The organism is Pseudomonas sp. LB3P14, assembly GCF_054898045.1.
Map to the genome: position 1 here is coordinate 1,184,383 of NZ_CM142714.1, position 25,654 is coordinate 1,210,036.

The 25,654-nt window shown below is 60.0% G+C and carries 20 protein-coding genes; 10 read left to right on the top strand and 10 right to left on the bottom strand.

Annotation, left to right across the window (positions count from 1 at the left end; all coding sequences use genetic code 11):
• Positions 1 to 78 precede the first annotated feature (78 nt).
• The 7 genes from ACYZT5_RS05540 to ACYZT5_RS05570 all read left to right on the top strand — a co-directional run bounded on the left by ACYZT5_RS05540 (position 79) and on the right by ACYZT5_RS05570 (position 9,028).
• Positions 79 to 1,536, top strand: coding sequence for a flavin monoamine oxidase family protein (locus ACYZT5_RS05540; RefSeq protein WP_462050169.1), 1,458 nt, complete (start codon positions 79 to 81; stop codon positions 1,534 to 1,536).
• On the top strand, positions 1,533 to 1,925 hold the full coding sequence (locus ACYZT5_RS05545; RefSeq protein WP_462050170.1) for a c-type cytochrome: 393 nt from the start codon (positions 1,533 to 1,535) through the stop codon (positions 1,923 to 1,925). The genes ACYZT5_RS05540 and ACYZT5_RS05545 overlap by 4 nt, the downstream gene beginning before the upstream one ends.
• The gene (locus ACYZT5_RS05550) at positions 1,922 to 2,305 is read left to right on the top strand and encodes a hypothetical protein (protein ID WP_462050171.1); all 384 of its coding nucleotides are present in this window, start codon (positions 1,922 to 1,924) and stop codon (positions 2,303 to 2,305) included. The genes ACYZT5_RS05545 and ACYZT5_RS05550 overlap by 4 nt, the downstream gene beginning before the upstream one ends.
• Positions 2,306 to 2,371: 66 nt before the next feature.
• On the top strand, positions 2,372 to 3,736 hold the full coding sequence (locus tag ACYZT5_RS05555) for a DUF1329 domain-containing protein (protein WP_462050172.1): 1,365 nt from the start codon (positions 2,372 to 2,374) through the stop codon (positions 3,734 to 3,736).
• Between the two features lie 30 nt (positions 3,737 to 3,766).
• Positions 3,767 to 5,620 carry a DUF1302 domain-containing protein gene (locus ACYZT5_RS05560; RefSeq protein WP_462050173.1) on the top strand — a complete coding sequence of 618 codons (1,854 nt, stop codon included), beginning with the start codon at positions 3,767 to 3,769 and terminating at the stop codon, positions 5,618 to 5,620.
• 64 nt (positions 5,621 to 5,684) lie between these two features.
• Positions 5,685 to 8,045 (top strand): efflux RND transporter permease subunit, encoded by a 2,361-nt coding sequence (locus ACYZT5_RS05565; RefSeq protein ID WP_462050174.1) that lies wholly within the window; start codon positions 5,685 to 5,687, stop codon positions 8,043 to 8,045.
• A gap of 14 nt (positions 8,046 to 8,059) precedes the next feature.
• Positions 8,060 to 9,028 carry a WD40/YVTN/BNR-like repeat-containing protein gene (locus tag ACYZT5_RS05570; RefSeq protein WP_462050175.1) on the top strand — a complete coding sequence of 323 codons (969 nt, stop codon included), beginning with the start codon at positions 8,060 to 8,062 and terminating at the stop codon, positions 9,026 to 9,028.
• A gap of 446 nt (positions 9,029 to 9,474) precedes the next feature.
• Here the strand turns inward: ACYZT5_RS05570 and ACYZT5_RS05575 are convergent, their stop codons facing one another.
• From ACYZT5_RS05575 to ACYZT5_RS05605, 7 genes are all read right to left on the bottom strand, one after another.
• Positions 9,475 to 9,762 (bottom strand): sulfatase-like hydrolase/transferase, encoded by a 288-nt coding sequence (locus ACYZT5_RS05575; protein WP_462050176.1) that lies wholly within the window; start codon positions 9,760 to 9,762, stop codon positions 9,475 to 9,477.
• A gap of 118 nt (positions 9,763 to 9,880) precedes the next feature.
• Entirely contained in the window at positions 9,881 to 10,732 is an 852-nt protein-coding gene (locus tag ACYZT5_RS05580) for an SDR family NAD(P)-dependent oxidoreductase (RefSeq protein ID WP_462050177.1), read from the bottom strand.
• 55 nt (positions 10,733 to 10,787) lie between these two features.
• Positions 10,788 to 12,356 carry an AMP-binding protein gene (locus ACYZT5_RS05585; RefSeq protein WP_462050178.1) on the bottom strand — a complete coding sequence of 523 codons (1,569 nt, stop codon included), beginning with the start codon at positions 12,354 to 12,356 and terminating at the stop codon, positions 10,788 to 10,790.
• 115 nt (positions 12,357 to 12,471) lie between these two features.
• Complete coding sequence (locus tag ACYZT5_RS05590) at positions 12,472 to 13,746, bottom strand: acyl-CoA dehydrogenase family protein (RefSeq protein WP_462050179.1); 1,275 nt, start codon at positions 13,744 to 13,746, stop codon at positions 12,472 to 12,474.
• A gap of 142 nt (positions 13,747 to 13,888) precedes the next feature.
• Positions 13,889 to 15,382 (bottom strand): DUF1254 domain-containing protein, encoded by a 1,494-nt coding sequence (locus tag ACYZT5_RS05595; RefSeq protein ID WP_462050180.1) that lies wholly within the window; start codon positions 15,380 to 15,382, stop codon positions 13,889 to 13,891.
• A gap of 34 nt (positions 15,383 to 15,416) precedes the next feature.
• Positions 15,417 to 16,952, bottom strand: coding sequence for a DUF1254 domain-containing protein (locus tag ACYZT5_RS05600; protein WP_462050181.1), 1,536 nt, complete (start codon positions 16,950 to 16,952; stop codon positions 15,417 to 15,419).
• 114 nt (positions 16,953 to 17,066) lie between these two features.
• Complete coding sequence (locus ACYZT5_RS05605) at positions 17,067 to 18,083, bottom strand: AraC family transcriptional regulator (protein ID WP_462050182.1); 1,017 nt, start codon at positions 18,081 to 18,083, stop codon at positions 17,067 to 17,069.
• Between the two features lie 96 nt (positions 18,084 to 18,179).
• On the opposite strand from ACYZT5_RS05605, the gene ACYZT5_RS05610 reads away from it, so the two are divergent.
• On the top strand, positions 18,180 to 19,334 hold the full coding sequence (locus tag ACYZT5_RS05610) for a helix-turn-helix transcriptional regulator (protein ID WP_462050183.1): 1,155 nt from the start codon (positions 18,180 to 18,182) through the stop codon (positions 19,332 to 19,334).
• A gap of 26 nt (positions 19,335 to 19,360) precedes the next feature.
• On the opposite strand, the gene ACYZT5_RS05615 is transcribed toward ACYZT5_RS05610, so the two are convergent.
• The 3 genes from ACYZT5_RS05615 to ACYZT5_RS05625 all read right to left on the bottom strand — a co-directional run bounded on the left by ACYZT5_RS05615 (position 19,361) and on the right by ACYZT5_RS05625 (position 21,763).
• Positions 19,361 to 20,224 (bottom strand): MBL fold metallo-hydrolase, encoded by an 864-nt coding sequence (locus ACYZT5_RS05615; protein ID WP_462050184.1) that lies wholly within the window; start codon positions 20,222 to 20,224, stop codon positions 19,361 to 19,363.
• Positions 20,225 to 20,299: 75 nt separating this feature from the next.
• Positions 20,300 to 20,557, bottom strand: coding sequence for a hypothetical protein (locus ACYZT5_RS05620; protein WP_462050185.1), 258 nt, complete (start codon positions 20,555 to 20,557; stop codon positions 20,300 to 20,302).
• A gap of 18 nt (positions 20,558 to 20,575) precedes the next feature.
• Positions 20,576 to 21,763, bottom strand: a complete 1,188-nt coding sequence (locus tag ACYZT5_RS05625; RefSeq protein ID WP_462050186.1) for a thiolase C-terminal domain-containing protein — start codon at positions 21,761 to 21,763, stop codon at positions 20,576 to 20,578.
• A gap of 230 nt (positions 21,764 to 21,993) precedes the next feature.
• On the opposite strand from ACYZT5_RS05625, the gene ACYZT5_RS05630 reads away from it, so the two are divergent.
• The gene (locus ACYZT5_RS05630) at positions 21,994 to 22,752 is read left to right on the top strand and encodes an SDR family NAD(P)-dependent oxidoreductase (RefSeq protein ID WP_462050187.1); all 759 of its coding nucleotides are present in this window, start codon (positions 21,994 to 21,996) and stop codon (positions 22,750 to 22,752) included.
• 243 nt (positions 22,753 to 22,995) lie between these two features.
• Positions 22,996 to 25,599, top strand: a complete 2,604-nt coding sequence (locus tag ACYZT5_RS05635) for a helix-turn-helix transcriptional regulator (protein WP_462050188.1) — start codon at positions 22,996 to 22,998, stop codon at positions 25,597 to 25,599.
• Positions 25,600 to 25,654: the final 55 nt, after the last annotated feature.

Sequence of the window (25,654 nt, forward strand, 5' to 3'; positions counted from 1 at the left end):
GCGTCGTCTGGCTCGGCCGGGGTCTTTTAGCTGCGCTGCATGCCCGCCACCCATAACAAAAAAAAGAGGTGTGGGCTAATGGCAGAGCATGAGAACGGCACCAAGGGCGTCAGCCGTCGTAAGTTTTTGCACGGCGCCGGAGTGGGCGCAGTCGCTGTCGCCGGGGCAGGCGTTATGACCCATGCCACGGCGGCGTCAGGCGATAACTGCAAGACCGCGGGTTGTGACTATGACGTGGTGGTGATCGGCGGTGGCTTCGCCGGTGTGACGGCGGCTCGTGACAGCCGCAAGAACGGCTACAAGACCCTGCTGCTGGAGGCACGTAATCGCCTGGGCGGACGCACCTTCACCTCCGAGTTCGACGGCCACAAAGTCGAGATGGGTGGCACCTGGATTCACCAGGCGCAGCCCTTCGTCTGGACCGAGAAAGAGCGCTATGGCCTGGAGGTGCTGGAGACTCCGGTCAGCGGCGTGGCGCTAAACAAAGAAGAGTATGTGCTCAGGGTCGGCGACACGACCCACACGCTGAGCGGCGAGCAGTTGTTGCCGCTGTACGAAGCCTTGGATGCCTTCTACGCCGAGGCGCGCCAGGTCTGGGACCGCCCCTACGACGCTCAATACACCTGGAACGAAATCATCCACCGTGACAAGCGGACCGCCCGTCAACGCCTGGATGAGCTCAAGCTCAACCCGGTGCAGCGAGTGGCGGTCGACAGCTTTGTCGGCGCAACGGCGCATGCCCCGCTGGACCAAGTGTCCTACGTCGACATGCTGCGTTACTGGGCGCTCTCTGGCTGGAACCTGCAGGGTTTCAACGACGCTGTGGTGCGTTACAAACTCAAGGACGGCACCGTTGGCCTGATCAACAAGATGATCGAAGACGGCAAGCCGGAAGTGCGCCTGTCGACCCCGGTCAAGAAAATCGAAGACAAGGGTGACCACACCGTGGTGACCACTCAAAAGGGCGAAAAGATCGTCGCTGCCAGTGTCATCATCGCGCTGCCAATGAACGTACTGCCAAACCTGGAGTTTTCCCCTGCGCTGGACCCGGTGCTGGTCGAAGCCGGCAAGCAAAAGCACAGTGGCCAGGGGATCAAGTTCTACATCAAGGCCAGGGGCGGGTATACCAAGTCGGCGAAAGTCACCGCCATGGCCGACTCCAACTACCCGGTCAACCTGGTGATGGCGCACTACGTGAGCGACGACTACACCCTGTTCGTCGCTTTCGGCAACGATCCGGGCAAGGTCGATATCTACGACATCAAGGCCGTCCAGTCGATTCTGGAACCGCTCTTCCCGGGCATCCAGGTCGAGAGCACCCACGGCTACGAATGGACCCTAGACCCGTACAGCCTCGGCACCTACGCCAGCTACAAACCTGAATGGTTCGAGAAGTACTACGCGCACTTCCAGAAGGACAGCGGCCGCGTCTTCTTCGGCCAAGGCGACCATGGTGAAGGCTGGCGCGGCTGCATCGACGGAGCCATCGCCGCTGGCGGCAAGGCTGCTCTGCGGACCAAGGAGCTGCTGGGATGAATGGCCGCTACGCCAATCATCTGTGCGCCGCATTCGGGCTGTTGGGGCTGATCAGTTTGCCCGTGCAGGCCGCTGAAGCCTGCGACCCGACTGCCGGTCAGAAGCTCTTCGAAACCCGTTGCACAACCTGCCATTCACTCGCCGAACACAAAGTCGGGCCAAAGCTCGGTGATGTATTCGGCCGCAAGGCCGGTTCAGCCCCAGGCTTCACCTATACGCCGACGCTGGAGCAGGCGGGTTTCACCTGGGATACGGAAAAACTCGACGTCTTTCTCAGTGGACCCATGACGTTCCTGCCCGGCACCGCGATGGCCTTCGGTGGCCTGCGCCAGGCAGAGGATCGTCAGGCCCTTACCTGTTATCTCCGTCAACAAGGACCCACGTCATGAGCATCACGATCTACACCAAACCCAAGTGCCTGCTGACCGTAGGTGTCGCTGCGCTGCTGCTGGTCGACCCCAGCCTCATCTTCCGCTGGGTGGGCATGCCACTGGGGGCCGACGGCATGCTCCTTGGCCGTCTCCTCGGCGCTACGTATCTCGCTGTCGGCCTGGGCTTCTGGTTCATCCACAGTCTCGAAGACCTGCCACGCCGTGACGCGCTGTTGCTGATCGGCTCCGATCTTGTGTGTGCCGGCATCATCATTCAGGCGGTCATGACGGGTGCGATGAACCCGCTCGGTTGGGGACTGGTAGCAGTCTATCTGGGTTCAGCCCTGGGCTTCGGCTGGTGCGCCAGCCGGGTTGCCGCCAGGCCAGTCTGCGCCTGATCCACGTTTCGCCCCGGCGTCATGCGCCGGGCGCTCCTGCACAATAATTACAATGGGAGAGTGATCATGAGTATTCATTTCAAGAAGTCCCTGCTGTGCAGCGCCTTGGTGGCACTGTTCAGCGCTTGCAGCGCCCAGGCGGCAACCTCGGCCGATCTGGCCAGGTTAGGCAACGAGCTGACGCCGTTCGGTGCAGAAAAAGCCGGTAATGCCAGCGGCAGCATTCCGGCCTGGAACGGCGGACTCACCCAGGCTCCGGCGGGTTGGAAGCCAGGCCACGGCGACCCCTACGGCACTGACAAGCCGCTGTACTCCATCAATGGCAAGAACCTCGCGCAATATCAGGCACAGTTACCTCCCGGCCAGGTGGAGCTGATCAAGACCTATCCGGGCTACCGCCTGGACGTCTACCCGACGCATCGTAGCTGTTCCTTCCCGACGGAGATTGCCCAACGCACCAAAGCGTTCGCCGCGCAGAGCAAGATCGGCAGCGACGGCTGGAACCTGGAGCAAGCGGCTGGCGCTGCGATTCCCTTCCCGGTACCTCAAAGTGGCATCGAGGTGATGTGGAACTACAAGCTGCGCTACATGGCCAAGGGTCGCCGCGCCCAGGTGTCGATGCTGCTTCGCGAGAAGAGCGGTGAGCTGTCCGAGCTCAAGCAGTGGGCCAGCGAGTATTACCCCTACAACGATGCGGCGGTGAAAAGTCCGGCCGATGCCGGCGACTACGAAGCCAAGATGCTTTATGACGTGCTGACACCGCCATCGCGGGCTGGCGAGATGTATCTGGTGCACGGTTACCTGGACAAGCCGCAGGACTCGTGGATCTATTTCCCCGGCCAACGTCGTGTGCGGCGTGCGCCATCCTTCGCTTACGACAATCCGATTGCCGGCACCGACAGCCTGTACTTCGTCGACCAGATCAACATGTTTACCGGGGCGATGGACCGTTATGACTTCAAGCTGATCGGCAAGAAGGAAATGATGGTGCCTTACAACTCCTACAAGTTGGTCGACAAGAGCAATAAGTACGAGAACCTGATGGGCCAGGACTACCTCAATCGCGACGCGCAACGTTATGAGCAGCACCGTGTCTGGGTGGTGGAAGCCACGGTGAAGGCGGACAAGCGCCACTCATTCGCCAAGCGTGTGTTTTTCGTTGACGAAGACAGCTGGGCGCTGTTGCACGTGGACATGTACGACGCCAAGGGCAATCTCTGGCGCGTGCAAGAAGGCAGCCTCTGGGCCAACCCTCAGACCCAGTCCTGCACTGGCTTCGAGTACGTGAGCTACGACCTCGTCGCACGGCGCTACATCGCTGACGGCTTCACCCAAGAGGGTGAGGTGCTCGACCTGACCGCGGGTCTCGAAGGCCGGGTCAGCGACAAACTGTTCAACTCCAACGAACTGCGTCGCAGCGGCGAACGTTAAGCAGCAATAACTCCGCGTAAAGGTAGAGCTATGCACAACAATAAAAAAGGCGCGGCCCTGGCCGCGCCAGGCTTCGCTCGCGCAAAAAAACGTCTGACTCTGGCGGTAATGGCCGCCTCGAGCCTGCTGTGGATGGAGGCCAGCCATGCCATGCGCTTTGGTTCCGAAGACGGCATCTCCGGCAGCTTCGACTCCACGCTGTCATACGGCTTCGCCACGCGCATGCAATCGCGTGACTGTCATTTGCTCGGCGGTGACAGCGGTGGCTGTAACGACGGCACCAACACCGGGTTGGGGGAGTTCTACAACCTGAGCAGAGGTAATGGCTACGCCAATGCCGATATCAATTACACCAACTCCGACGACGGCGATCAGAACTACAACAAGCACGATGTGTTCTCTGAGGTCGTGAAGGGCACCCACGAGTTGAGCCTGAAGTTCGGCGATGGCTGGAGCGCCCTGGGTCGGGTCAGTTGGTCGAAAGACTTCAAGATGGACAACACCCGGCGCACCGAACTCGATGACAATGCCGATCGCGAAGCCACCGAACGCATCGACCTGCTCGACTTGTGGGTGGCCAAGAGCTTCGACTTGGGTGAGATGCCGGCCAAGGTCAAGGTCGGTAACCAGGTGATCAGCTGGGGCGAAGAGATTTTCGTCACTGGCGGCATCAACCAAATCAATGCCCTCAACCTGACGAAATACCATACGCCCGGCACCCAGTTGAAGGAGGTCTTCGTCCCGGCTCCCATGGCCTCGTTCAACCTGGGACTGAGTGAAAACCTGAACCTTGAGACCTACTACCAGTTCAAGTGGAATGCGTACGGCATCGACCCGGTGGGCACCTACTATTCCAACTCCGATGTGGTGGGCGAGGGCAACCGGCCGATCTACTATTCGACCAGTACGGTCGACGGCCTTCTCGGTGCCGGTACCTGTGCCTCGCTGACACCCACCGGTCGTTGCGGCGAGCCGTCGATCAGCGGCCTGGACGACGCCACGTTGGTCGCCAATGGCCTGGCGGTTCCCTATGCCGGTGAGCGCTCGGCCAAGAACAGCGGCCAATATGGTATCGCCCTGCGTTGGACGGTGGAGGAGATCGCGACCGAGTTCGGTTTCTTCTACCAGCGCTATCACGACAAGCTGCCCTTCGTCGGCTACACCGCTACGTCCAATCCGGATGGGCTGTTGATCGACAACTACTTCTGGAATTACGGCGAAGACAAGAACCTGTACGGCCTGTCGCTCAATACCATGGTTGGCCCGGTGGCAGTGGGAGCGGAGTTGTCCTATCGGCCCAACGACAGCGTCGGCATTGACCCCACCGTGCCCTTTGGCCGGGCATTCACCGGTGAGTTCAACAAGTTCAGTGTGTACGACACCGGCACCAGCAAAGGCTTTGTCGAAGAGAAGAAATGGCAGGCCCATGTGAATGCCATCTACACCTTCTCGGCCAATGATCCGCTGGGTTTCATCCCCAGGGAACTGGGCGCCTCCGACGGATTCCTGCTGACCGAGGCGGTGGTCACTCATTACCCGGACTTGGATACCTCGGGTGAGACGCCTTACTTCCTGCCCGACTATTCGGTGCCGGATAGAACCTCATGGGGCTACGTCACTGAGTTCGGCATCAACTACCCGAATGTCTTCGGCACCGGCATCACGGTCACGCCGCAACTGGACTTCTCCCATGACGTCAACGGCACTTCACCGAACGCCTTGCCGTTCGTTGAAGGGCGTAAGTCGCTCACCAGCGCTTTGCTGTTCAACTACCGCGACCGCTGGAAAGGCGGTTTGCAGTGGGTGCAGTACTGGGGTGGCGGGGACAACAACCTGATGGCTGACCGCGATTTCTTGAGCGGCAACATTTCCTACTCGTTCTGATGTCGTGCCTTCCCTCGGCCACTGGCTGAGGGAAGCTCATTCCCGTTTTTCAGGAAGGCTCATCATGCTGGCTTCTCTGGTGCTCGGTCTCGAGCAGTTGTTTTTTCGGCGTCGTCTGTCGACCTTGACGGTGCTGGTGCTAGTCACACTGGTCATGGCCGGTTTCGCCTCGCAGCTGCGCATGTCGGCCGGTTTCGACAAGCAGCTGCCTCAGCAGCACGAATTCATTCAAACCTTTAACAAGTACCGGGACGTACTGTTCGGTGCCAACCGCGTCATCGTGGTCCTGCACGCCAAAAGCGGCGACATCTGGAACACGCAGGCCATGACCCGGCTCTACGACCTGACCCAGACGCTGTTCTTTATGCCGGGCATCGACCGGCGCACGGTCACCTCGCTGTGGACGCCCAATACCCGCGCGGTGCAGATCACCGAGGAGGGCATGAAGGCCGAGGATGTAATCGGCGGTGATGTCACGGTCGGTACCCTTGATGAGCAGGCGATTGTCGGCATCCGTGATCGCACCATCGTGGGCGGCTTTGTCGGCAGCCTGGTGGCCAACGACTACTCGGGGGCGATGGTGGTGGCCGAGCTCGCCGACCCCGACCCGCAGACCGGCAAACGCCTGGACTACCTGGAATTCAGCAAACGCCTGGAAGACGATGTTCGCGCCAGGTACGCCGACAGTGCCTACGACGTGCAGATCATCGGTTTCGCCAAGCAAATGGGTGACATCGGCGCTGGTGCGACCAGTGTCATGGGCTTCTTCGCGCTGGCCTTCCTGCTGACCTTGGCCGCGGTCTACTGGTACACCCGCTCCTGGGTGCTGACTTTTCTGCCGCTGTGCTGTTCGCTGGTGTCGGTGGTCTGGCAGTTCGGCACCATCACCTTGCTGGGCTTCGGTCTTGATCCGCTGGCGATTCTGGTGCCGTTTCTGGTGTTCGCCATTGGTGTGTCCCATGGCGTGCAGCAGGTCAACTTCATTTCCAAGGAAGTGTGCAACGGCGCCGATGCGATGACCGCCGCTCGCCGCAGTTTCGGCGGCTTGTTGATTCCGGGCACATTGGCATTGATTACCGCCTTCGTCGGCTTTGCCACTCTGGTGCTGGTACCGATTCCGATGATTCGAGAATTGGCGATTACCGCTTCGGTCGGGGTCGCCTACAAGATCGTCACCAACCTGATCATGCTGCCGGTGCTGGCCAGCTTCTTCCATTTTGACCAGGCCTATGTCAACCGGGTCAAACGCCTTCAAGCCTGGCGCGATGGCGTGATGAGCAAACTGGGACGCTTGGCCGAAACCCGCAATGCGGCGATCGGCTCGGTATTGTGCCTGGTGCTGCTCGGCATCGCCGTCTGGCAGAGCCAGGGTCGGCATGTCGGCCACGTGTTGCCGGGCGCGCCCGAGCTGCACAGCGACTCGCGCTACAACCTGGACGTGGAAAGCGTGGTCAGTCATTTTGGCCTGGGGCTGGACCTGTTCACCGTGGTGGTGGAAACACCGAAGAACGGTTGCTACCAGCATGACGTAATGGCCTACACCGACCGCCTGACCTGGTTTCTGGCCAACGTGCCGGGCGTGTTGTCGGCGCAATCGTTGCCGGCACTGACCAAGCTCTCAGCCTCGGGTGTCAACGAGGGCAATCCGAAATGGGCAGCGCTGCCGGCCGATGAACTGAGCATCGGCGAAGCCGTACGTCAGGTGCCCGAAGTGCTGCGCCTGTACAACGCCGATTGCACGGTACTGCCGATCAACCTGTACCTGGCCGACCACAAGGCCACCACCCTGAAAACCGTGGTGACGGCGGTGCAACAGTATCGGGCGGAACACCCCATGAACGGCGTCACCGTGCGCCTGGCCAGCGGCAACGCCGGGGTGCAGGCAGCCACCAACGAAATCGTCGAAAGCTCCGAGTTGCCGATGATGCTCTACGTCTACCTGACCATCGTGCTGTTGGTGTTCCTGGTCTACCGCGACTGGCGGGCGATGGTCGCGTGCTGTGTGCCGCTGACCCTGGCGACCTTCCTCGGCTACTGGTTCATGAAATCGCTGGACATCGGCCTGACCGTCGCCACCTTGCCGGTGATGGTACTGGCCGTGGGCATCGGTGTGGATTACGCGTTCTACATCTACAACCGCCTGCAACTGCACCTGGCCGAAGGGCAGGACATCGTCACAGCGTTCAAAGGAGCCCTGAGCGAGGTCGGCGTGGCGACCATTTTCACCGCCATCACCTTGTCCATCGGCGTGGCGACCTGGTCGTTCTCGGCCTTGAAATTCCAGGCCGACATGGGGTTGCTGCTGACCTTCATGTTCATGGTCAACATGCTGATGGCGATCACCTTGCTCCCGGCAATCGCGGTGATGCTGGACGTGCTGATTCCGCGGCGGGGGCCCGTTCGTGCGCCCTTGATCGCGCATTGATTGAGGGATGTGAAATGTCCAACAGAACGATTTCGCTGCCACGACTGATGGCCACTGCCGCGTTCTTGGGTTTGGCCGGGCAAGTGCTCCGTGGCCATTGTGCCGAGGTGCCAGCCATGCGCCTGGCCCAGGCGCAACAAGCACCGCTGGTGGCCGTCAGCAACGCGGGCTCGGGGCTTGTCGCACTGGGTGATCACGGTGTGGTGGTGCTTTCGGCCGATGGCAAGCTGTGGCATCAGGCCAAAGCCGTACCGGTAGACGGATTGCTGACAGCGCTGAGTTTCGCCGATGGGCAAAACGGCTGGGCCGTGGGGCATGGCGGGGTGTTGCTGCGCACCGAGGACGGCGGTGAAACCTGGACGCTGCAACCGCCGCTGGACGGCAAGCCGGTGCTGCTGTCGGTGTGGTTCGAGAACACCCGGCACGGCATTGTCGTCGGCGCCTACGGCTACGCCAGCGAAACCCGCGACGGCGGCCGCAGCTGGCAGCGCCTGAACGTGAGCAGCGACGGCGACGATCACCACCTCAACCAGATCTTTGCCGGGCGCGATGGCCACCTGTTCATCGCCGGGGAGGGCGGCAGCGCCTACCGGTCTCCCGACAATGGCACGACCTGGGAAACCCTGGATACCGGCGTCAGCGGCTCGTTGTGGGGTGGCGCGAGCCTGCGCGACGGCCGTGTTCTGTTGGTGGGCATGAGCGGACGGGTGCTGGTCAGCGAGGACCTGGGCGATACCTGGCAGACCAAGGACAGCGGCAGCCAGGAAGCCATCACTGCGGTCGGCCAACTCAGCGACGGTCGCGTAGCGCTGGTGGGCAATGGCGGGCTGGTGGCCGTCGCCGATCAGGGCTTGCAGCGCTTCCAGGCGCGAGTCCGCGCCGACCGGCAGAACCTCGCCGCACTCGCGCCGCTGGGCGAAAGCCAACTGGCACTGTTCGGCCCACAAGGTGTGCTGGAGCTGGATCTGTCGGATAGCCATTAATCGGCGTCGGTGCAGATCGGCCAATGCCCTGACGCTGTTCACTTAGTGTTTCAGGCGCACATATTGATTGGGTGTATATCCATTGTTTAGGTGATGGCGACTAATGGTTTCGCCCTTACGGCGAGTCACTTGGAAAAGCCCCAAGTAACCAAGGGCTCTTGCCCAGGCTCTTGCCCCTTTCGTTCGGTGCCTCGCTGTGGCTCGGCATCCCCTCGAGGGGGCTAGAAGATCAAAAGCAGAAACAACAGCCAAAGCGAGGCGGCCTGTTAGCCGACCTGGTTACGGGCCAGTCTGCGATCCAAATGTGGGAGCGAGCCTGCTCGCGAAGGCGGCCTGCCAGCCGACCTGATTTCGCGGATTTACTCGTTCCCCTGTAGGCGGAACCCTAAGTGGCCGTTACCGAAGAAACGGATATGTACACCGTCCATCCAAATCCAAATCCGCCACTACCGCACAACCCAATACATACATTCAAGAAGCCCAGTCGGTCGAACCCCCATAACAAAAATGGACCCCCGCGTGCCCCCGACGATGATGCTGCCAAGGCCTGAACGTGGCGAATAGCGCCCGGTTTGCAGTGCGGCGCGGGAGGGCGTGCAACCTGGCTCGACCAGAAACTGGGTAAAGCTCACGCCATCGCTGGCCAATTGGTCGATACGCGGGGTAGGCATGCCCCGGAGCTCACCCGCACCATAGGCGCCAATGTCACCATAACCGACGTTGTCGGCCAGCATGACGACGACGTTGGGTTTTTCCTAGGCATGCGCGCAGCCCATGAATGCGATCAGAAACGACAGTAGCCGAATGCGTTGCATTGTTTTTTCTCAAAGGTTGCGCGTTGACTTTCAAGGTTCAAATCAATCGGTCGGCTTCCTCCTGCTCGGCGTAAAGCCACTTGCGGTTGCGGTACAGATAGGCAATCAGGCGGAAATAGGTTTCCGGCATCCAGCGTTTAAGTCGCCAGGCCCATTTGGCGTCAGGCTGGGTCATGACGTAGAGGCGGCCCTTTTCGAGCGCGCGAATCACATCGTCGACGATATGCTCGGAGGTGAATCGGGACTTTTTCAGTTGGGCCAGCAGGCGCTTTTCCATGGTGCGCTCGCTGGTGAGCGAGTCGCCCAGCGATGTCGCAAACACGGTCGGGCACACCACGGTGACGCCGATATCAAAGCCGCTGAGTTCGGACTTGAGGGTCTCCGACAGGGACACGACGCCAGCCTTGGCCACGTTGTAGGGAGACATTTCAGGCCCGGACAAGGTCCCGGCGCTGGATGCGGTATTGATGATGCAGCCGCCGCCCTGGGTCTTGAGCAAAGGCACGAATGCCCGGCAGCCGTAAATCACACTCCACAGGTCAACGTTGATGACCTTTTCCCACTCTTCAAGGGGAAGGTCATCGATCATGCCGGCGGATGCGATGCCCGCGTTGTTGAACACCAGGTCGACTCCGCCCCACAGTTGTTTGACGGTGTTGGCCGCGTCCTGCAAGGCCTCTTGCCGGGTGACATCCAACACCATGCTGAAGGTCTCGGCACCGCGTTTGCGTAGCTGCACCTCGGCCTGCTCGAGTCTTGTCGCGTTGATGTCGGCGATCAGCAGTTTCCAGCCTCTGCTTGCGAGATGCATGCAGATGGCCAGACCGAAACCGCTGGCGGCGCCTGTCACGAAGGCACGTTTTGCCGGGTATTTCTGTTCGAGTTTCATGATTGCTCGCAATGCCGTTGTTGCTGAAATTAGCCGGTGGTAGACGGGGATGTACTCAGTGCACAGCCCTGTCCTTGCCCTGCCAATACGCTTTACGCAGTTCGGTTTTCAGTACCTTGCCCGCCGGGCTGCGTGGCAACTGCTCGGTGAAATCGACGCTCTTCGGGGTCTTGACGCTCCCCAGCCGTTCCTTGACCAGTGCAATCAGGTCGTCTCCCGTGCAGCGCTTGCCAGGCTTGAGCTGGACAATCGCCTTCACCGCTTCGCCCCATTTGTCGTCAGGAATACCGATGACAGAGCAATCCTGAACAGCGTCGTGGGTCGTGAGTACTTGTTCGATCTCGTTCGGATAAACGTTGAATCCGCCAGTGATGATCATGTCCTTCTTGCGGTCGACAATCGTGATATAGCCATCCTCAGCCATGACCCCGACGTCACCCGTGTGGTGCCAGCCCTGCTGACGGACTTCGGCAGTTGCCTGGGGATTCTTGTAATAGCCCGGCGTCACCAGATCGCCGCGAATGCAGATCTCCCCCGACTCACCGCGCGCCACTTCCTCACCTTCGTCATTCAGGATGGCGACGGTGTTGAATACACAGGGCCGGCCAATGGATTGCAGGCGTGCCTCATTGATGGTGCCGTCCGCGTCGATGTAGTCCCAGGGTGCCTTGGCGGTAATCGCGGCCGGTGCTTCGGACTGACCAAACGCCTCGGACATGACCGGGCCGAACACCTGCACGGCTTCCTTCAGCTTCTCCAGCGACGTCGGCGCAGCGCCGACCAGGAAATGCTTCAGCGAGCGGTAGTCCCGCTGGCGGATGTCGGGCAATGCCAGCAGCATGTACAGCACGGTCGGCGGCAGAAAAAGATGGGTGACCTTGTATTGTTCAATCGCGTCGGCAACCGCTTCAGGGACGGCGGCGGCCATGATCGCGTTGGTCCCGCCGCGCGCGAAGTGCAGGCAGCCGGTGAGACCGGCGGTATGCGTCATTGGCGCCACCACCAGATGGCAAGTGGTGTCGTGATAGTCAAAGTGCGCGTAGAAGTTGCTGAAGAACGTATGGACATTGCGATGGGTAATCATCACCCCCTTCGACTTTCCGGTCGTACCACCTGTGGGGTACAAGGCAAAGGTATCGTCCAGGCTGCCCGTTCCCACGACCGGGGTGTAGCTCGTGGGTGCACCTTGCGACCACGCCGCGAGGGAAGTCCCCACGCCGCAATCGCCGTCAATGCAAACGAGCTCCCGAAGGCCGGGGCAACGCGCCTTCAGTTGCGCCGCCTCAGTGGCGTAGGTGCTATGGAACAGCAGCAACTCGCCTTCAAAGTCATTAAACAGATCCGCATTGGCCGCCACCGTATTGCGCGGATTGACCGGTAGCCAGACGCAACGCGCGCGGAACACGCCCAGCAGCGCCAGGAAGGCAACAGTGCTATTAGGTGCCAAAATGCCGACATGGCCGCCGCCACTGAACCCGTTATGGGCAATCGCGCCGGCAATGGCCTGCGTCACTGGCGCCGCTTGGGCGTAAGTCACTGCGCTGGCATCGTTGCCAACGTCGACGAAGGCCAGATTGTGCGGGTAAAAACGTACGGCGTTATCGAAGTGATCGATGATCCGCATGGCAAATGCACTCCATTAAACAGGTTTCCACAACGACTGGCTTTTTCGACACAGCGTTATCCTCGGGCTGCACCTGGCAGCCCGGGAATGTGGTTGATTGGGTCGTTGGGGGGAATCAGTTGGCGCGTTGGTAGGCGCGGCTCAGCCAGCGCATGCCCTTAAGCTTGAGAACGTTGGTTTCGCCATCCTCGATCATCGATGCCCTTGCGTCGCGCATGAGCTTCTCGATCGGGTATTCCTTGGTCAGGCCGTTGCCACCGAACAATTGCAGCGCTTCACTGGCCACCTGGAACGCGGTCTCGGTGACATAGGTCTTGCTGGTAATCGACGCCAGCAGGTGAGGGCCTTTTTCGCTGTAGTTGTAGGCGAACACGCGATGCGCAATCGCGCGCGAGAGCTCGACCTTCTGCCACAAGTCGAAGGTCCGCAGTTGCACGCTCTGATGGTTGATGATCGGTGTGCCGCCTTGCTTGCGCTCGTGCACATACGCCAGCGCATGTTCGAAGGCTGCGCGGGCCACGCCGGTGAAGGTCGCCGCCATTTCCATGTTGCCGAACGCCAGGGCGCCGAAGAAGCTGGTGATGGCCGCCTCACCCTCGGCGAGGGCATATTTCCTCGGCACACGCACTTCGTTGAAATAGATCTCACCCTGGGGCAGGGCACGCTGGCCAAGTTTTTCCAGCGGCTTGCCCTTCGAGACGCCTGGCAGGTCGAGGGGGATGAGAATGGCGATGTGATTCAGCCCAGCGCCATTTTCATGTTCCAGGCCATTGCCGTAATCGCAAGGGATGTAGGCCAAGGCAGTCTGGGCCAGTGGCGCATACGAAACCCACGCCGAGGACTGGCCTTGAACGATCACTTCATCGCCGACGACCCGCGCGTAAAGGTTGCCACGTGATTGCTTGGTGCCACGCGGGACCAGGTCGGCGTCGATGTCGACGATATCGCTGCCACGGTCGGGCTGGGTGGCGAGCCAGCAGCCAGGGTGTTTGCCAAATCGCTCGATGATTTCCGGGTTCCCGCAATTGTGCGCCGCATACGCCGGGAAAGAGGACGCCAGCGTGGCGATAGCCAGCCCCGAATCGCCCCAGCCAAGTTCTTCAAAGATGATCGGCATGATGCGCGATTTCTGCTGACTGTCCATCGCCGCCAATGCGCCGAGATCGAGCAGCCCCGATTCGTGCACCTGACGCATGTAGTCGAACAGGGGAGAGCCCGGAGCAACCACTTCCTCGGCAGTCATTTTGTCCAGTTTGGCGCCGATCGGGCGCATGACGTCCTTGGCGAAGTTGTGCGCCACTTCCTGAATGGCACGCTCTTCTTCCGTCAAGTCGCTTTCCAGACCGCAAAGGCCCAGAACAGGCTCGACAATTTTCTCCAAATCAAACATCGACGATTCCTCTTGTTATTGTCCCAATCGATTGATTGAGAGTAATCCGTAACGAAAACTCCGACTTATCGCATCGGGCACAGCGCTTGTCCCTGCGACCCTCATTTGCGGGGCTCGACAGGCCGGGGTCAGCACGCTGGGGTTACGGCTTCACTTCTTCGATCTCGCCCGGCCGCCAGGTCTTGTTGAACCACGGCTCAAGCGGGCCATACAGACGCAACAGCGTGTTCCAGCCTTTGCCCGGCGTGGTTTGTACCCAGTTGCTTTCCTTTCCGGGCGGCGCTTTGGGTCCGAAGTACAGGTCCACCGAGGTATCGGGGTTCATCACGATGCCTTTGCGCTGACTGCCGATACTGGGGAACTGCTGGTCGGTCTGCAGCATCGAGCGCGTCTGATTGTCGTAGAGCACGACCGACCAGAAGTTCTTCGCCGGAATATTGGGTGGCAAGTGCAGCCGATAGGACTTGGCTCCATCGAAGGGCTGCCCGTTGGCGTCGACAAATGCCGTCGCGTATTGCGATCCGACGCCCACCATTTTGGTGGTCATCGCCGGTGTGTTGCCGGTGGCGTAGAAGTAGAAATACGTGCGTGCGTCGAGCAGGCGGATGCCGTCATGTTCGAAACGATGGCTGCCGCCGATGAAAGGCGTACCCCAGGCGCTGTCCGGATAGAAATAGGAATCCTTGATGCGCGTACGAAAGGTGAGGGTGCGCGCCGTGGCGCTGCCCACGGCAGCGGACTCTGTGAGGATTTTTTTCATCCGCGCGTCAGGTGCGAACGGCTTGCCTTTCTCGATGCCGATAGCGGCCAGCAGGCCGAGCGTTTCCGGGTCCATCGCCGCGTTCGGTTCTTCCTGCACCACTTCGTTGACCTCGTCGAAGTAGGTGATGTCCAGAGCGTGGGTGGTGTTGAACGCCTTGCCGGAGACATTGACGAAGGTCGTCGCCGGCGGGTTGGCGGCCCGCGCCAGCGAATAAATACGCAGGTGCTGCTTGATGTTCTCGACACCAGGTTTCGTGTCGCCATCGACCTGAAACCCTCGGGTGAGGAACACGTTACCGAAGGTCGGTGACCTCAGCACGAAGTAACCTTCCGGCACGGGGCCGTCGTATCCCGGCGGCAGCAGCAAGTACTTGCCACCCTTGCCCTTGTCGGGTCCGGCATTGCCGAGGTCGCCGACGTAACGGAACCAGAAGTCGTCAACGATGCTCAGTGAATTGGGCGGGCTTTCGATGACGATTGGCCCGTCCTTGAGGTCGATCCAGGCCCATCCGTAAATGTTCTCGCTGTTGCCCGTGAGGAACAGCGACCTGGCGTCCATCAGGTTTTCGAACAGCGCCACGGTCTGGTTGGCCGGCCCGAACTCGCTGATGCCCTTGCGTATCGCCGACAGCGAAGCCGCCGGCATGGCCGTGAGGAAAGCCTGCACGCCGCGCTGGAAGTCGAGGTTGTCGTAGACCTTCTGCACCGTCGCCTCGTCCGGGAAACCGTCGGTGAACCTGAGGGTGCCGAGCCGCGTCTCGAGGCTGTCGGGTGTCACGATCGAAGGCGGAATGTCCGTTTTGTAAGTCTGGGCGAATGCCGACGAAACCGTGGAGGCACCGAGCAGCATCAGCATCGCAAGTCTAATGTTCATCAATTTATTCCTTACATTGTCCGCGCCAAAGGGGTCACTTGATCTCTTCGATTTCACCCGGTTGCCAGGTCTTGTCGAACCAGGCATCGAGCGGACCATAGAGGCGGAATAGGGTGTTCCAGCCTTTGCCGGGGAGGGTTTGCACCCAATTGCTATCCTTGCCGGGCGGCGGCTTGGGGCCGAAGTACAGGTCTACCGACGAGTCATCGTTGAACACGATGCCTTTCCTCTGGCTGCCGATACTCGGGAACTGCTGGTCGGTCTGCAGCATCGAGCGCGTCTGATTGTCATAGAGCACGACTGACCAGAAATTCTTCGCCGGGACGTTTGGCGGCAAATGCAGCCGGTAGTTCTTGGCCCCATCGAGTGGCTGACCTTTGGCATCAACAAACGCCGCCGCGTATTGCGAGCCGACGCCGACCATCTTCTTGACCAGCGCGGGCGTATTGACGGTGGCGTAGAAGAAGTAGAACGAACGTGCGTCGAGCTGGCGGATACCGTCGTGCTGGAATTGATAGTCAGCGCCGGAGAAAAGCTTGCGCCACGCGCTGTTCGGATAAAAATACGCGTCCTGCGAACGGGCCTTGTAGGCGTTCGCGCGCGCCGTGGCGCTGCCGACTGCTGCTGCTTCGGTGAGGATCTTTTTCATCCGCGTGTCGGGCGCGAATGGCTTGCCTTTCTCGATGCCGATGGCGGCAAGCAATCCGAGTGTCTCAGGATCTTGCGCCGCGTTCGGCTCCTCCTGCACCACTTCGTTGACCTCTTCGAAGAACGAGAAGTCCATCGAGTGGATGGTGTTGATCGTTTTGCCGGAGAGGTTGACGAAGGTCGTCGCCGGTGGATTGGCGGCCTGGGCCAGTGGATAGATACGCAACTGCTGCTTGAAGCTCTCGACCGCAGGTTTCGTATCACCGTTTACCAGAAAACCACGGCTGATGAACCAGTTGTTGAACGTACGAGACTTGAATACGTGGTAACCCTGCGGCACATCCCCCTCGTAGTCCGGAGGGAGCAGCAGGTACTTGCCACCCTGGCCCTTGTCGGGCCCGGCATTGCCGAGGTCGGTGACGTAGCGGTACCAGAAATCATCGATCACGCCGAGGGTATTGGGTGGGCTTTCGATCACGACCGGCCCGTTCTTCAGATCGATCCAACCCGACGCGTAGACGTTCTCGCTGTTGCCGGTCAGGAATAGCGATCGGGAGTCCAGCAGCGTCTCTGCGATGAACACCGTTGCGTTGTCTGGACCGAGTGTCCTGATGGCTTTGCGCATTGCCGCCTGCGACGCCGCAGGAATTGTCGTGAGAAAGGCCTGTACGCCGCGTTGGAAGTCGAGGTTGTCGTAGACCTTCTGCACGGTCGCCTCGTCCGGGAAACCGTCGGTGAAGCGCAGGGTGCCGAGGCGTGTCTCGAGGGTGTCGGGTGTCACGATCGCCGGCGGGATGTCAGTCTTGTAGGTCTGGGCAACTGTCGTCGAAGCCACGAGTAAACCGAGCACGATGATCAGGGAAGATTCAAGTCTGCGTGTGACGCCTGCTCTTCCTGCACGGCTCGTTTGGGGCAATGTCATTCTTGTTCTCCATTGATGCGGACGAAGTCATCCAGCCGTTTTTGGCTGGCCTATTCTGGGAACTGCACCGCATCAATGGTTTGTTATTGCACGACAAACATTTGTGATTGGATGTCACCCCGCCTGAAGCGAGGCCGGGTGAGCGCGGCGCCAGGCACTGGGCGACATCCCATACCAACGCTTGAACGCGTGGGATAACGAGCTTTGCTCGGCATAACCGAGCAACAGCGCCACCTGCGAGACTCGCAGCATCGGATCGTTGAGATACAAGGCCGCACGTTCGCGGCGGATAGCGTCCACCTGCTGCTCGAATGCCAGCCCTTGATCATCCAGGCGACGCTGCAAGGTACGTACGCTGACGAAGTAATGGCTGGCGATGGTGTCGAGCGTGCAGCGTCCAGTCGGCAGAAGTTTACGAATCAACGCGTCCATCTGGTGTTCGAGGTCGAGCCCGGACTCGTCTGCAATCCGCTCCAGATAGTCGGTGACGAGCGCCTTCATCTCTGGATCGTTGCCGTCCATCGGGTGCATGGCATCACTGGCAGAAAATTCGAAGCCAAAAGCAACCTGCGAAAATTTCACCGGGCAACCAAAAGTGCGGGAATAGAAATCCTTCGGCTGCAAGGGAGCATGGGTGAAGAACATCGCCCGCGGCCGGGCATTGGCACCGGCCAGTATGTGAAAAACATTGACGCCCGCCATGAGGCACCATTGTTCGAACTGGCGAACGATGCCAATTCTGGGCACTTTGATCTGATAGGTCAGACGCAGCCCGCTGGTGAGGCTTTCGCATTTGAGTTCTACGGCAGGGTTCAGCAGGCTAATGAAGCGCGCAGCCGCGCCGATCGCCTCGCCTACGGTGGCGCATTGGGTCAATGCCAGCATCACCGGACCGAGCGGAGCGCGACCCTGCACGGTACCGAGGCGAATGCCGAAATCCGGGCATTGCAGGTCGTCGGCGCAAGCTTCCATCAAGCGGATCAGCGCTGAGCCAGGAATCGGTACTTCACTTTGATCAAGCCCTTGCAGCGGCAGTTGGAAGCGTTTTTCGTAGCCCGCCACGTCGCCACCCAGTTCTTCTATCAGGTTCGCAAAGCCCTGCAGCACCCAGCCGCGCATGTACGGCGTCATACCACCTCTCCTTGACCACGTGGCTGCCATAAACGGCATTCAATCACAAATGTTTGGCGTGCATTAACAAAAATAACGCCTGCGCCGGTGCCTAAAATGAACCTCGTCGGTCGAGGCGATAGCGCTTGTTGCCGAGTTGGACAATCAGAGGTTTTTACCGTGACGACAAGCAATGAGTACAGCGATGCCATTGAAGCGCAGCAGACGCTGAAAGTCGGCGTCGCGCCGGACACTTCAAGCCATGGTTCATCGATCATTGGTGCCTATGCCATTGCGATTGCCGAAGCGCTCGATAATCAAGGTGTATGCGCAAAACAGGTCTTTCTCTCCTGCGGGGTGATGTTGCCTGCCACCACGGATCCGATGCTGCGCATTGATAATCAAACCATCGCAAAGCTGTATGCCGCGGCCGTACTGGCTACACAAGATCCGTGTTTCGGCCTGCGGGCCGGCGAAACCTTACGTCCCGCCAATCTCCATGCGATGGGATTTGCACTGCTGGCCAGCATTTCGATACGGGACTTCGCGCAGCGGTTGAGCTCGCTCTACCGTGTCATTTCGCAGAATGCCAACATCCGCGTAGAAGAGCGAAACAACACATTCCTGCTCATCACTTCATGCGTACCGGGGGCGCAGGTGTGCCATGAAACACACGACGCCTACATCGCCTTGATCTTTACACTTTTGCGGACCATTTCCGGCAATCGATTCCGTTTGAGGAAGCTCGAGTTGATCCGACCTGCCTTTGAAGGTATGGCTCAGGAATTTACCCAGTATTTCCAATGCGATGTCGAATTCGGCCGACCCGAGATCGTGATGACAATGGATATCGACCTGGTGGACAAGAGGCTCCCGGGTGCCAACGAGGAGCTTGCATTGAGCCATGACCGCACCGTAATGGAATACCTTCAGCGCATTGAACGGGGCGATATCGTCAATCGCGTCCGGGCCATTGTCAGCAGTGAATTATCCTCGCGTGCGCTGAACAAGGATCGAGTGGCTGAGCGGCTACACATCAGCACCCGTGGTTTGCAATTGAAGCTCGCTGCCAGGGATACCAGTTTTCAGGAAATCCTCGACCATACACGGCGCACCAATGCGCTCGCCTTCATGTCGCGCAGCTCGGTTTCGGTGACGGAGGCGGCCTTTTCCCTGGGTTTTTCCGAAGTCAGCAATTTCACCCGTGCCTTCAAGCGATGGACCGGCATGGCTCCGAGCCAATATCGTCAGAGCCTTGGGTTGGAGCGCTGATAGAGCAGGGCAGGGCGTAATCGGGATCAAGTGTCGAAACCATTGAGCACCTGATACGGGTCGAATGGCACATAACGCGATTGCCGGTCACGCACGACGCTGACCATCGCCACCTCGGGGTCACGCGGCAGAATCAACCGGCCACCGCTGGCCACCAGGTAGTCCAGTAAGCGTTCTTTCTCGTCGATCAGGGATTCGGGGTTGCGGTCGTAGGCGCTGGTCACATTCAGTTGCAGCCATTGCCTTCCCGGCACCAAGTCACCAGCAAATATCACCGGGCCGCCAGGCATGTCGATCTCCGGCAATAGTTGCCCGGGGGTGTAACCATCGCTGACATGGAAGCGCCAGCCATCGCCGAGCTCGTCGCAGTCCGGGCCTTCGATCAGGTCCAACCGACCACTGCTTTCCAGTTGCCGTAATATCTGCGGCACGAACAGCGCCCGGTCGCGCGGATGGGGTTGGCGTGCCCGTGTCCAGTGGCGCTTGCTGGTGATGTAGCGCGCCGCGGGAAACAGCAAGCGAGGTGTCTCGCCGTCCTTGATCATCGCGCTGAGATCGGCCGGCAATTGAGCGTGCAGATGAATCAGCAACACCACATGGATGTCGTGCTCATTCAAGCCATACCGACCCAGGCTATCCAACAGGCCAGGGCTCCCCGGTTGGCAACGACAAGTGCGTGGCGCTGGAGCCAGCAGGGCATCGGCACCGGCCAGCACGAGGACATTGCGCCCGTCCTGCTGCACCAATAACCCGCGAGAGGCCAATTCCACCCGGTTGTCGTGATCAGGCGTAGCCCAGCGGGCCCACGACTCACGCGGGGTACTGCCAAACATCACACCCCCGTCGAGCTTGCGTCGCTTGCCGTCCAGCGTGGAAATAGTGCGATTCACAATGCGTACCTCGTCGAACTCATACCGATGACATTGACGCTGCGCGATCTCATCGGAAAATGGACATGCCTATGTTCACGGACGACCTTTCGCGTGCATCAAGGGCTTCCAGTGAAGAAAACCGAAGAGCAGCGTCAGGACCAGGCTTGCACCCAGCGATCCCCGGTAGCGCTTGACGTACTTGAACATGATGATGACCTCAAGTAGATGGGCGACCAGCAATACGGCTGCAATCGTTTTCCAGAATGACCAGGTAGCGGGCAGCAAGCCCACTGTGCTAGCGACGCCGAGGATGTAGATTGCGATGCACAAGAATTTCAGTAGCGCGTTCAAATGATTGCCTCCGGGGTTTCAATATTTCTTGAGAATGTGCACGAATCCCGCGCTGCCCAGTCCGCCGTTGTGCTGCAACGCGACCCTTGCCCCCGGGACCTGCCGTGCTCCAGCCTGTCCGCGTAGCTGCCAGGTCAGTTCTGTCAGCTGGGCCAACCCCGTCGCACCCAACGGGTGTCCCTTCGCCAGCAGGCCGCCTGACGGGTTGATCACCCATTGGCCGCCATAGGTGCCGCGTCCCGAAGCAATAAAATCGTTTAACTCTTCTTGCTTACACAGCCCCAGCGCGACGTAAGTGGCCAATTCATTGCTGGCAAAACAGTCGTGCAACTCGATGACGTCGACATCCATCGGACCGATGCCGGCATCTTCATAGGCCTTGTTGGCCGCATTCCGGCTCAGTGCCTGAAACATCACATCCATGACGCTGCCTTCGAAAAAGCTACGTTGGTCACTGCACCAGCCCTGACCTACGAGGCGCACATCAGAGCGAATGCCATGAGCGCGGGCAAATTCCGGAGTACAGACAATCACCGCGGCGGCGCCACAGCTCGGTGGGCAGGCGAAGTTCTTGCGCAGTCCACGAAAAATGGGTTTCGTCGCCAGGATTTCTTCGACCGTCAACGGCGTACGAAAGATGGCATTTTCATTATTGGCGGCGTGCTTTCGCGAATTGACGCACACCGAGGCCAGGGTCTCTTCGGTCACGCCCATCTCCAGCATGGCGTCGACCTGGGCGCCGAACATGCAGACCGCCGGCGGTGTATCGCGCTCCTCGTCACTGAGGTTCATGAGGTTGGCGATGACCTGCGAGTGCCGCGCCAGTGGGCTCACCTTATCGGGAAAGACCATATCGATCGCGCCTGCGGGCATCTGCTCGAACCCAAGCGCCAGTGCGCATTCGACCTGCTGCCCACGGACGGCCTGGACCGCCAGGGCAAACGCCGAAGAGCCACTGGCGCAATTGTTGTTGACGTTGAAAATCGGGATGCCGCTCATTCCCACACGATAGAGCGCTGTCTGTCCTGCGCAGCTATCGGCGTAGACGTAGCCACAAAATGCTTGCTCGATCAGTGCATAGTCGATGCCGGCATCCTTGAGCGCCGCCCGTGCGGTTTTTTCGCCCATGACATCGTAGCCTTCCGATTGACCCGGTTTGCGGAAGGGCACCATGCCTACTCCGGCGATAACAATATCGGTACTCATAGCGACTCCTCTGCCAACGTGATGGCCAGTATCCACAATGCTCGACGTTTGTAATTGCACGGGGCGCGAGCTGATAACAAGTCAGGCACGCAGGGACAAATCGACCTCATGAGGCTGTTCGTCTTGCCTGGGACAAGACTTCTGCCTGCAAGGACAAGCCCATGGGCAGACAGCGGGATAGTTTGACGGTGAACGAAAAAACCCATTTGGCATGAGTGAGGAGATTTACCGTGGAATTTACCGGAAAGGTTGTCATCGTTACGGGCGCCGCCAATGGCATTGGTCGTGCTTCAGCCATCCAGTTTGCCCGTCTGGGGGCGAACCTGGTCCTGGCGGACGTCGATGAAAGAGGGTTGCAGGAGACCCTTGAAGTGATTGGCGACAACGCCATCGTTGTTCCCACCAATGTCGCGGATGAAGCCGCCTGTCAGGCCATGGTGGACAGTGCGATCGATAAGTTCGGGCGGGTTGACGTGCTGTTCAGCAACGCCGGTATCTGCGGGGTTCGCGGGCGGACGGCCGAGGTGTCCGTGGCCGACTGGCGCCGTGTCATTGACATTAATTTGAACGGCGTCTTCTTCTGCGCCAGGGCGGCGATTCCGGCCATGCTGGCCAACGGCGGTGGGGTCATCATCAACACGGCGTCGGTGGATGGCCTGGTGGGCATGGCGACACTGCCGCACTACACGGCCGCCAAGCATGGCGTCATCGGGTTGACCAAGGCCTGTGCGCTGGAGCATGGACGGCAGAACATTCGCAGCGTCGCCATCGCCCCCGGTTACATTCGCACAGCCATGACCGAGGACAACCTCAGCAAGAACGAGCAGGCCATGCTAGAAGCCATGGTGCCGCAAGGTGGCCGTGCGGGCACGCCGGAGGATGTCGCCAACCTGGTGACATGGCTGGCCTCGGACAAGGCCGCCTATATCAATGGATCGTGCCATACGGTGGACGGGGGGCTGACCGCAGGCTTTGCGCTGCCGGATTGAGTTTGAGGGCGCAAGCAGGCTGAAGAAAATGAAGCCGCGCAAGCCGTTCCGGGGCTATCGTCTATACGCAAGGCTTCTACCCTGGAACCAGCAGATGAGTGGGGCGTTGATGGTATCAACCTTCAATACCCCGTCTCTTTCACACCGTGCACGGGACTGTAGAGAGGCATCGCCCACGTGGATCGCATAGAGCCTGAACTGGTGCTCAAGACAACCCCTCCGCGCAGCCAGAGGGGAGCGCAGTTGCGCGATCGACTGAGCATTGATGCCCCCGAACTGGCGGACAAGGTGGCGATCAGCGTGCAGGGGCCGGCCGGCTTCGGCAAGACGATGCTGCTGGCGCAATGGCGGCGGGAGTTTTTGTCGCGAGGGGCAGTGGTTGCATGGCTGACCCTGGATGCGCGTGACGATGGCGGCCGTCTTGCCCTTGGTCTATCGGCAGCTATGGCGCTGGGCAGTGGCCGGCAGTCCTTTACCAGTATCAGCGATGGATCCTCCGGCCCTGGTCGCGACGAGCTGGAAGGGCTGACTCACTGGCTGGCGGAGGTGGCCGACCTTGGCGGCGAGGCGGTAATGATCCTCGACGAGGCGGACGCATTGCCCGAGCCCACCGTCCGCCATTGTCTGACTTACCTGCTGCACAATGCCCCGGCCAACCTGCGCATTATCATGTCTTCGCGTCGTCGCTTGAGCCTTAACACCGCTGACCTTCTAGCCCGGGGACTGTATGTCCGGGTCACGGAGGATGCCTTGAGATTCCGTGCCGAGGAGACCGTTGCGCTGCTCAGCAATCGCTTCGGTGCGCGCATCGACGCTGATCTGTGCCTGCGCCTGCATGAGATCACTGAAGGTTGGCCACTCGGATTGCAACTGGCGATTTCGGCGATCGAAAAGAGCGCCGATCTGGGAACCGCCGTTGAGGGGCTCTCGGTCTGTACCGGTGATATCCAGGGTTATTTCGTCGATAGACTGGTCACCCGTCTATCCGCAGAACAGGTTGATTTCATTACCTGCCTTTCCCTGCTGGAAGTCATTCATCCTTCACTCTGCGCCGCGCTTACCGGCAACGAGCGGGCAGGGGAACTGCTGCATGAGTTATGCGCCTCGACGCCGATCTTTGCCGAAGGGGTCGACAGCGACTGGGTTCGGTTCCATCCCCTGGCCAGGGAGTTTTTACAGAGCCGTTTTCGCGACTTCCCGCAGGCGCAACGAAAGACCCTCCATGAACGGGCTGCGAACTGGCTGGAGGCGAATGCCTTTTTCGAGGAGGCGGCGCGGCATTACTTGCTGGCCGGGCAGGCCACTCAAGGCTACCTGATGATCGAACAGTGTCTCTACGAGGTCATGTTGCGCGGTCAGTTCAGCCGGGTGCTGGAGTGGGTCGAAGAGCTGCCTGTCGAGGAAGTGGAATCACGTCCGCGTCTTTGTCTGGCAGCGGCCTGGGCCCTGGCGATGAGCGAGCGACATGTCGAGGCGGCCCGGTTGATCGCGTGCATCGAACAGGACCCGGCCGCGGATGACGAAACGCGCTGCGAAGCGGCGGCCATAGCTGCAGCTGCAGCCTATTTTGCCGACCGGCCAGACGAATCAATGGCATTGCTCGCTCCGTGGATGGACAAACTGTCTTCCGGTTCGATCAAGCTGCAAGCCATCGTTGCCAATCTGGTCGCCCGCATAACGCTGTTCCAGGGGCAACCGGAAAAAGCCCGGCGCATCTTTCAGCGTGCGCCGCACTATTCGTGGACCGCAGGGCTCGACGGAATCCGTGGCTATGGCGAGTGGGTCGTGGGCATGACCTACTTGTACGAAGGACGTATGCCGCCGGCCGAGGCCGCTTTTCGCAAGAGCTTGCTGCGCGCCGAGCAGGATATCGGCCGGCGCAGTTCGGTGGCGGTGATGCTCGCCTGCGGACTGGCTACTGTGCTTTTGGAACGCGGTGAGATCCAGGAGGCCACGACAGTACTCGCCAATCGGCTGGATGTCGTCGAGCGGTTGGCGTCGCCGGATGCGATTGCTATGGGGTTTCTCACGGCGGCACGTCTGGCTGCATTGCAGGGGCAGCCACATCGCGGTCATGACTTGCTGTCGGCATTGTTCGCGCTCGGCGAAGAACGGGGCATCGCGCGTTTCTGCATGGTGGCCCTGGGCGAACAAATCCGCTTGAATGCCTTGCTCGGCCGAGGCGATTCTTGCCAGGCACTCTGGAGACGGCTGGATGCGCTGGTGCCAGACGTCGCTCGCCAGCAGAGCGGTCTGCTGGGGCAGGAACTGGCCCTGTTGGCCGGACTGAGCAACGCCTATGTTTATCTCGTTCAGCGCGACTGGGAGGCCATGCTCAGCGTGCTCGCCGTGGCAAACGAACTTGCCGAGCGCCTGCAGTGTGGTCGCGAAATCGTTCAGGTCAAATTGCTCAAGGCATTGGTGCTCAAAGATTCAGGAGGGGATGGACTGTCCTGTTTGCTCGAAGCGATCAGCCTGGCCGACACCTACGGCATGCATCGTGTCCTGCAGGACACCCATCCCGATCTCGTCACGTGGGCGCAGAAGATCCGCCAAAAGGATGTTCAGATACGGGCACAAGAAACCAGCCAGCCCGTTCCGGTTCGACGGCAGGAGCCGGGTGCCACGGGCGTTTCTCCCAGCCGACTGCTGACGCCCAAAGAGCGAGAAGTGCTGCAGTTGCTGGCTCGCAACCTGACGAACAAACAGATAGCCCTGGCACTGAATGTCGGTGATGAAACCGTGAAATGGCATCTGAAAAACCTGTACGGCAAATTTCATGCAGGCACCCGCAAGCATGTGGTGGACCGCGCCTACATGCTGGGCATTCTCGAAACGTCTGGTTGAGCCAGAAGCGTCCGTGTTGACTGATCCAGTCCTGAGTACCTGCCCACCTCAACGA

Excerpts from the sequence above, each read along its gene's own strand:
- ACYZT5_RS05540 (WP_462050169.1), top strand. The coding sequence starts at position 79 with ATGGCAGAGCATGAGAACGGCACCAAGGGCGTCAGCCGTCGTAAGTTT.
- ACYZT5_RS05545 (WP_462050170.1), top strand. The coding sequence starts at position 1,533 with ATGAATGGCCGCTACGCCAATCATCTGTGCGCCGCATTCGGGCTGTTG.
- ACYZT5_RS05550 (WP_462050171.1), top strand. The coding sequence starts at position 1,922 with ATGAGCATCACGATCTACACCAAACCCAAGTGCCTGCTGACCGTAGGT.
- ACYZT5_RS05555 (WP_462050172.1), top strand. The coding sequence starts at position 2,372 with ATGAGTATTCATTTCAAGAAGTCCCTGCTGTGCAGCGCCTTGGTGGCA.
- ACYZT5_RS05560 (WP_462050173.1), top strand. The coding sequence starts at position 3,767 with ATGCACAACAATAAAAAAGGCGCGGCCCTGGCCGCGCCAGGCTTCGCT.
- ACYZT5_RS05565 (WP_462050174.1), top strand. The coding sequence starts at position 5,685 with ATGCTGGCTTCTCTGGTGCTCGGTCTCGAGCAGTTGTTTTTTCGGCGT.
- ACYZT5_RS05570 (WP_462050175.1), top strand. The coding sequence starts at position 8,060 with ATGTCCAACAGAACGATTTCGCTGCCACGACTGATGGCCACTGCCGCG.
- ACYZT5_RS05575 (WP_462050176.1), bottom strand. The coding sequence starts at position 9,762 with ATGCTGGCCGACAACGTCGGTTATGGTGACATTGGCGCCTATGGTGCG.
- ACYZT5_RS05580 (WP_462050177.1), bottom strand. The coding sequence starts at position 10,732 with ATGAAACTCGAACAGAAATACCCGGCAAAACGTGCCTTCGTGACAGGC.
- ACYZT5_RS05585 (WP_462050178.1), bottom strand. The coding sequence starts at position 12,356 with ATGCGGATCATCGATCACTTCGATAACGCCGTACGTTTTTACCCGCAC.
- ACYZT5_RS05590 (WP_462050179.1), bottom strand. The coding sequence starts at position 13,746 with ATGTTTGATTTGGAGAAAATTGTCGAGCCTGTTCTGGGCCTTTGCGGT.
- ACYZT5_RS05595 (WP_462050180.1), bottom strand. The coding sequence starts at position 15,382 with ATGAACATTAGACTTGCGATGCTGATGCTGCTCGGTGCCTCCACGGTT.
- ACYZT5_RS05600 (WP_462050181.1), bottom strand. The coding sequence starts at position 16,952 with ATGACATTGCCCCAAACGAGCCGTGCAGGAAGAGCAGGCGTCACACGC.
- ACYZT5_RS05605 (WP_462050182.1), bottom strand. The coding sequence starts at position 18,083 with ATGACGCCGTACATGCGCGGCTGGGTGCTGCAGGGCTTTGCGAACCTG.
- ACYZT5_RS05610 (WP_462050183.1), top strand. The coding sequence starts at position 18,180 with ATGAACCTCGTCGGTCGAGGCGATAGCGCTTGTTGCCGAGTTGGACAA.
- ACYZT5_RS05625 (WP_462050186.1), bottom strand. The coding sequence starts at position 21,763 with ATGAGTACCGATATTGTTATCGCCGGAGTAGGCATGGTGCCCTTCCGC.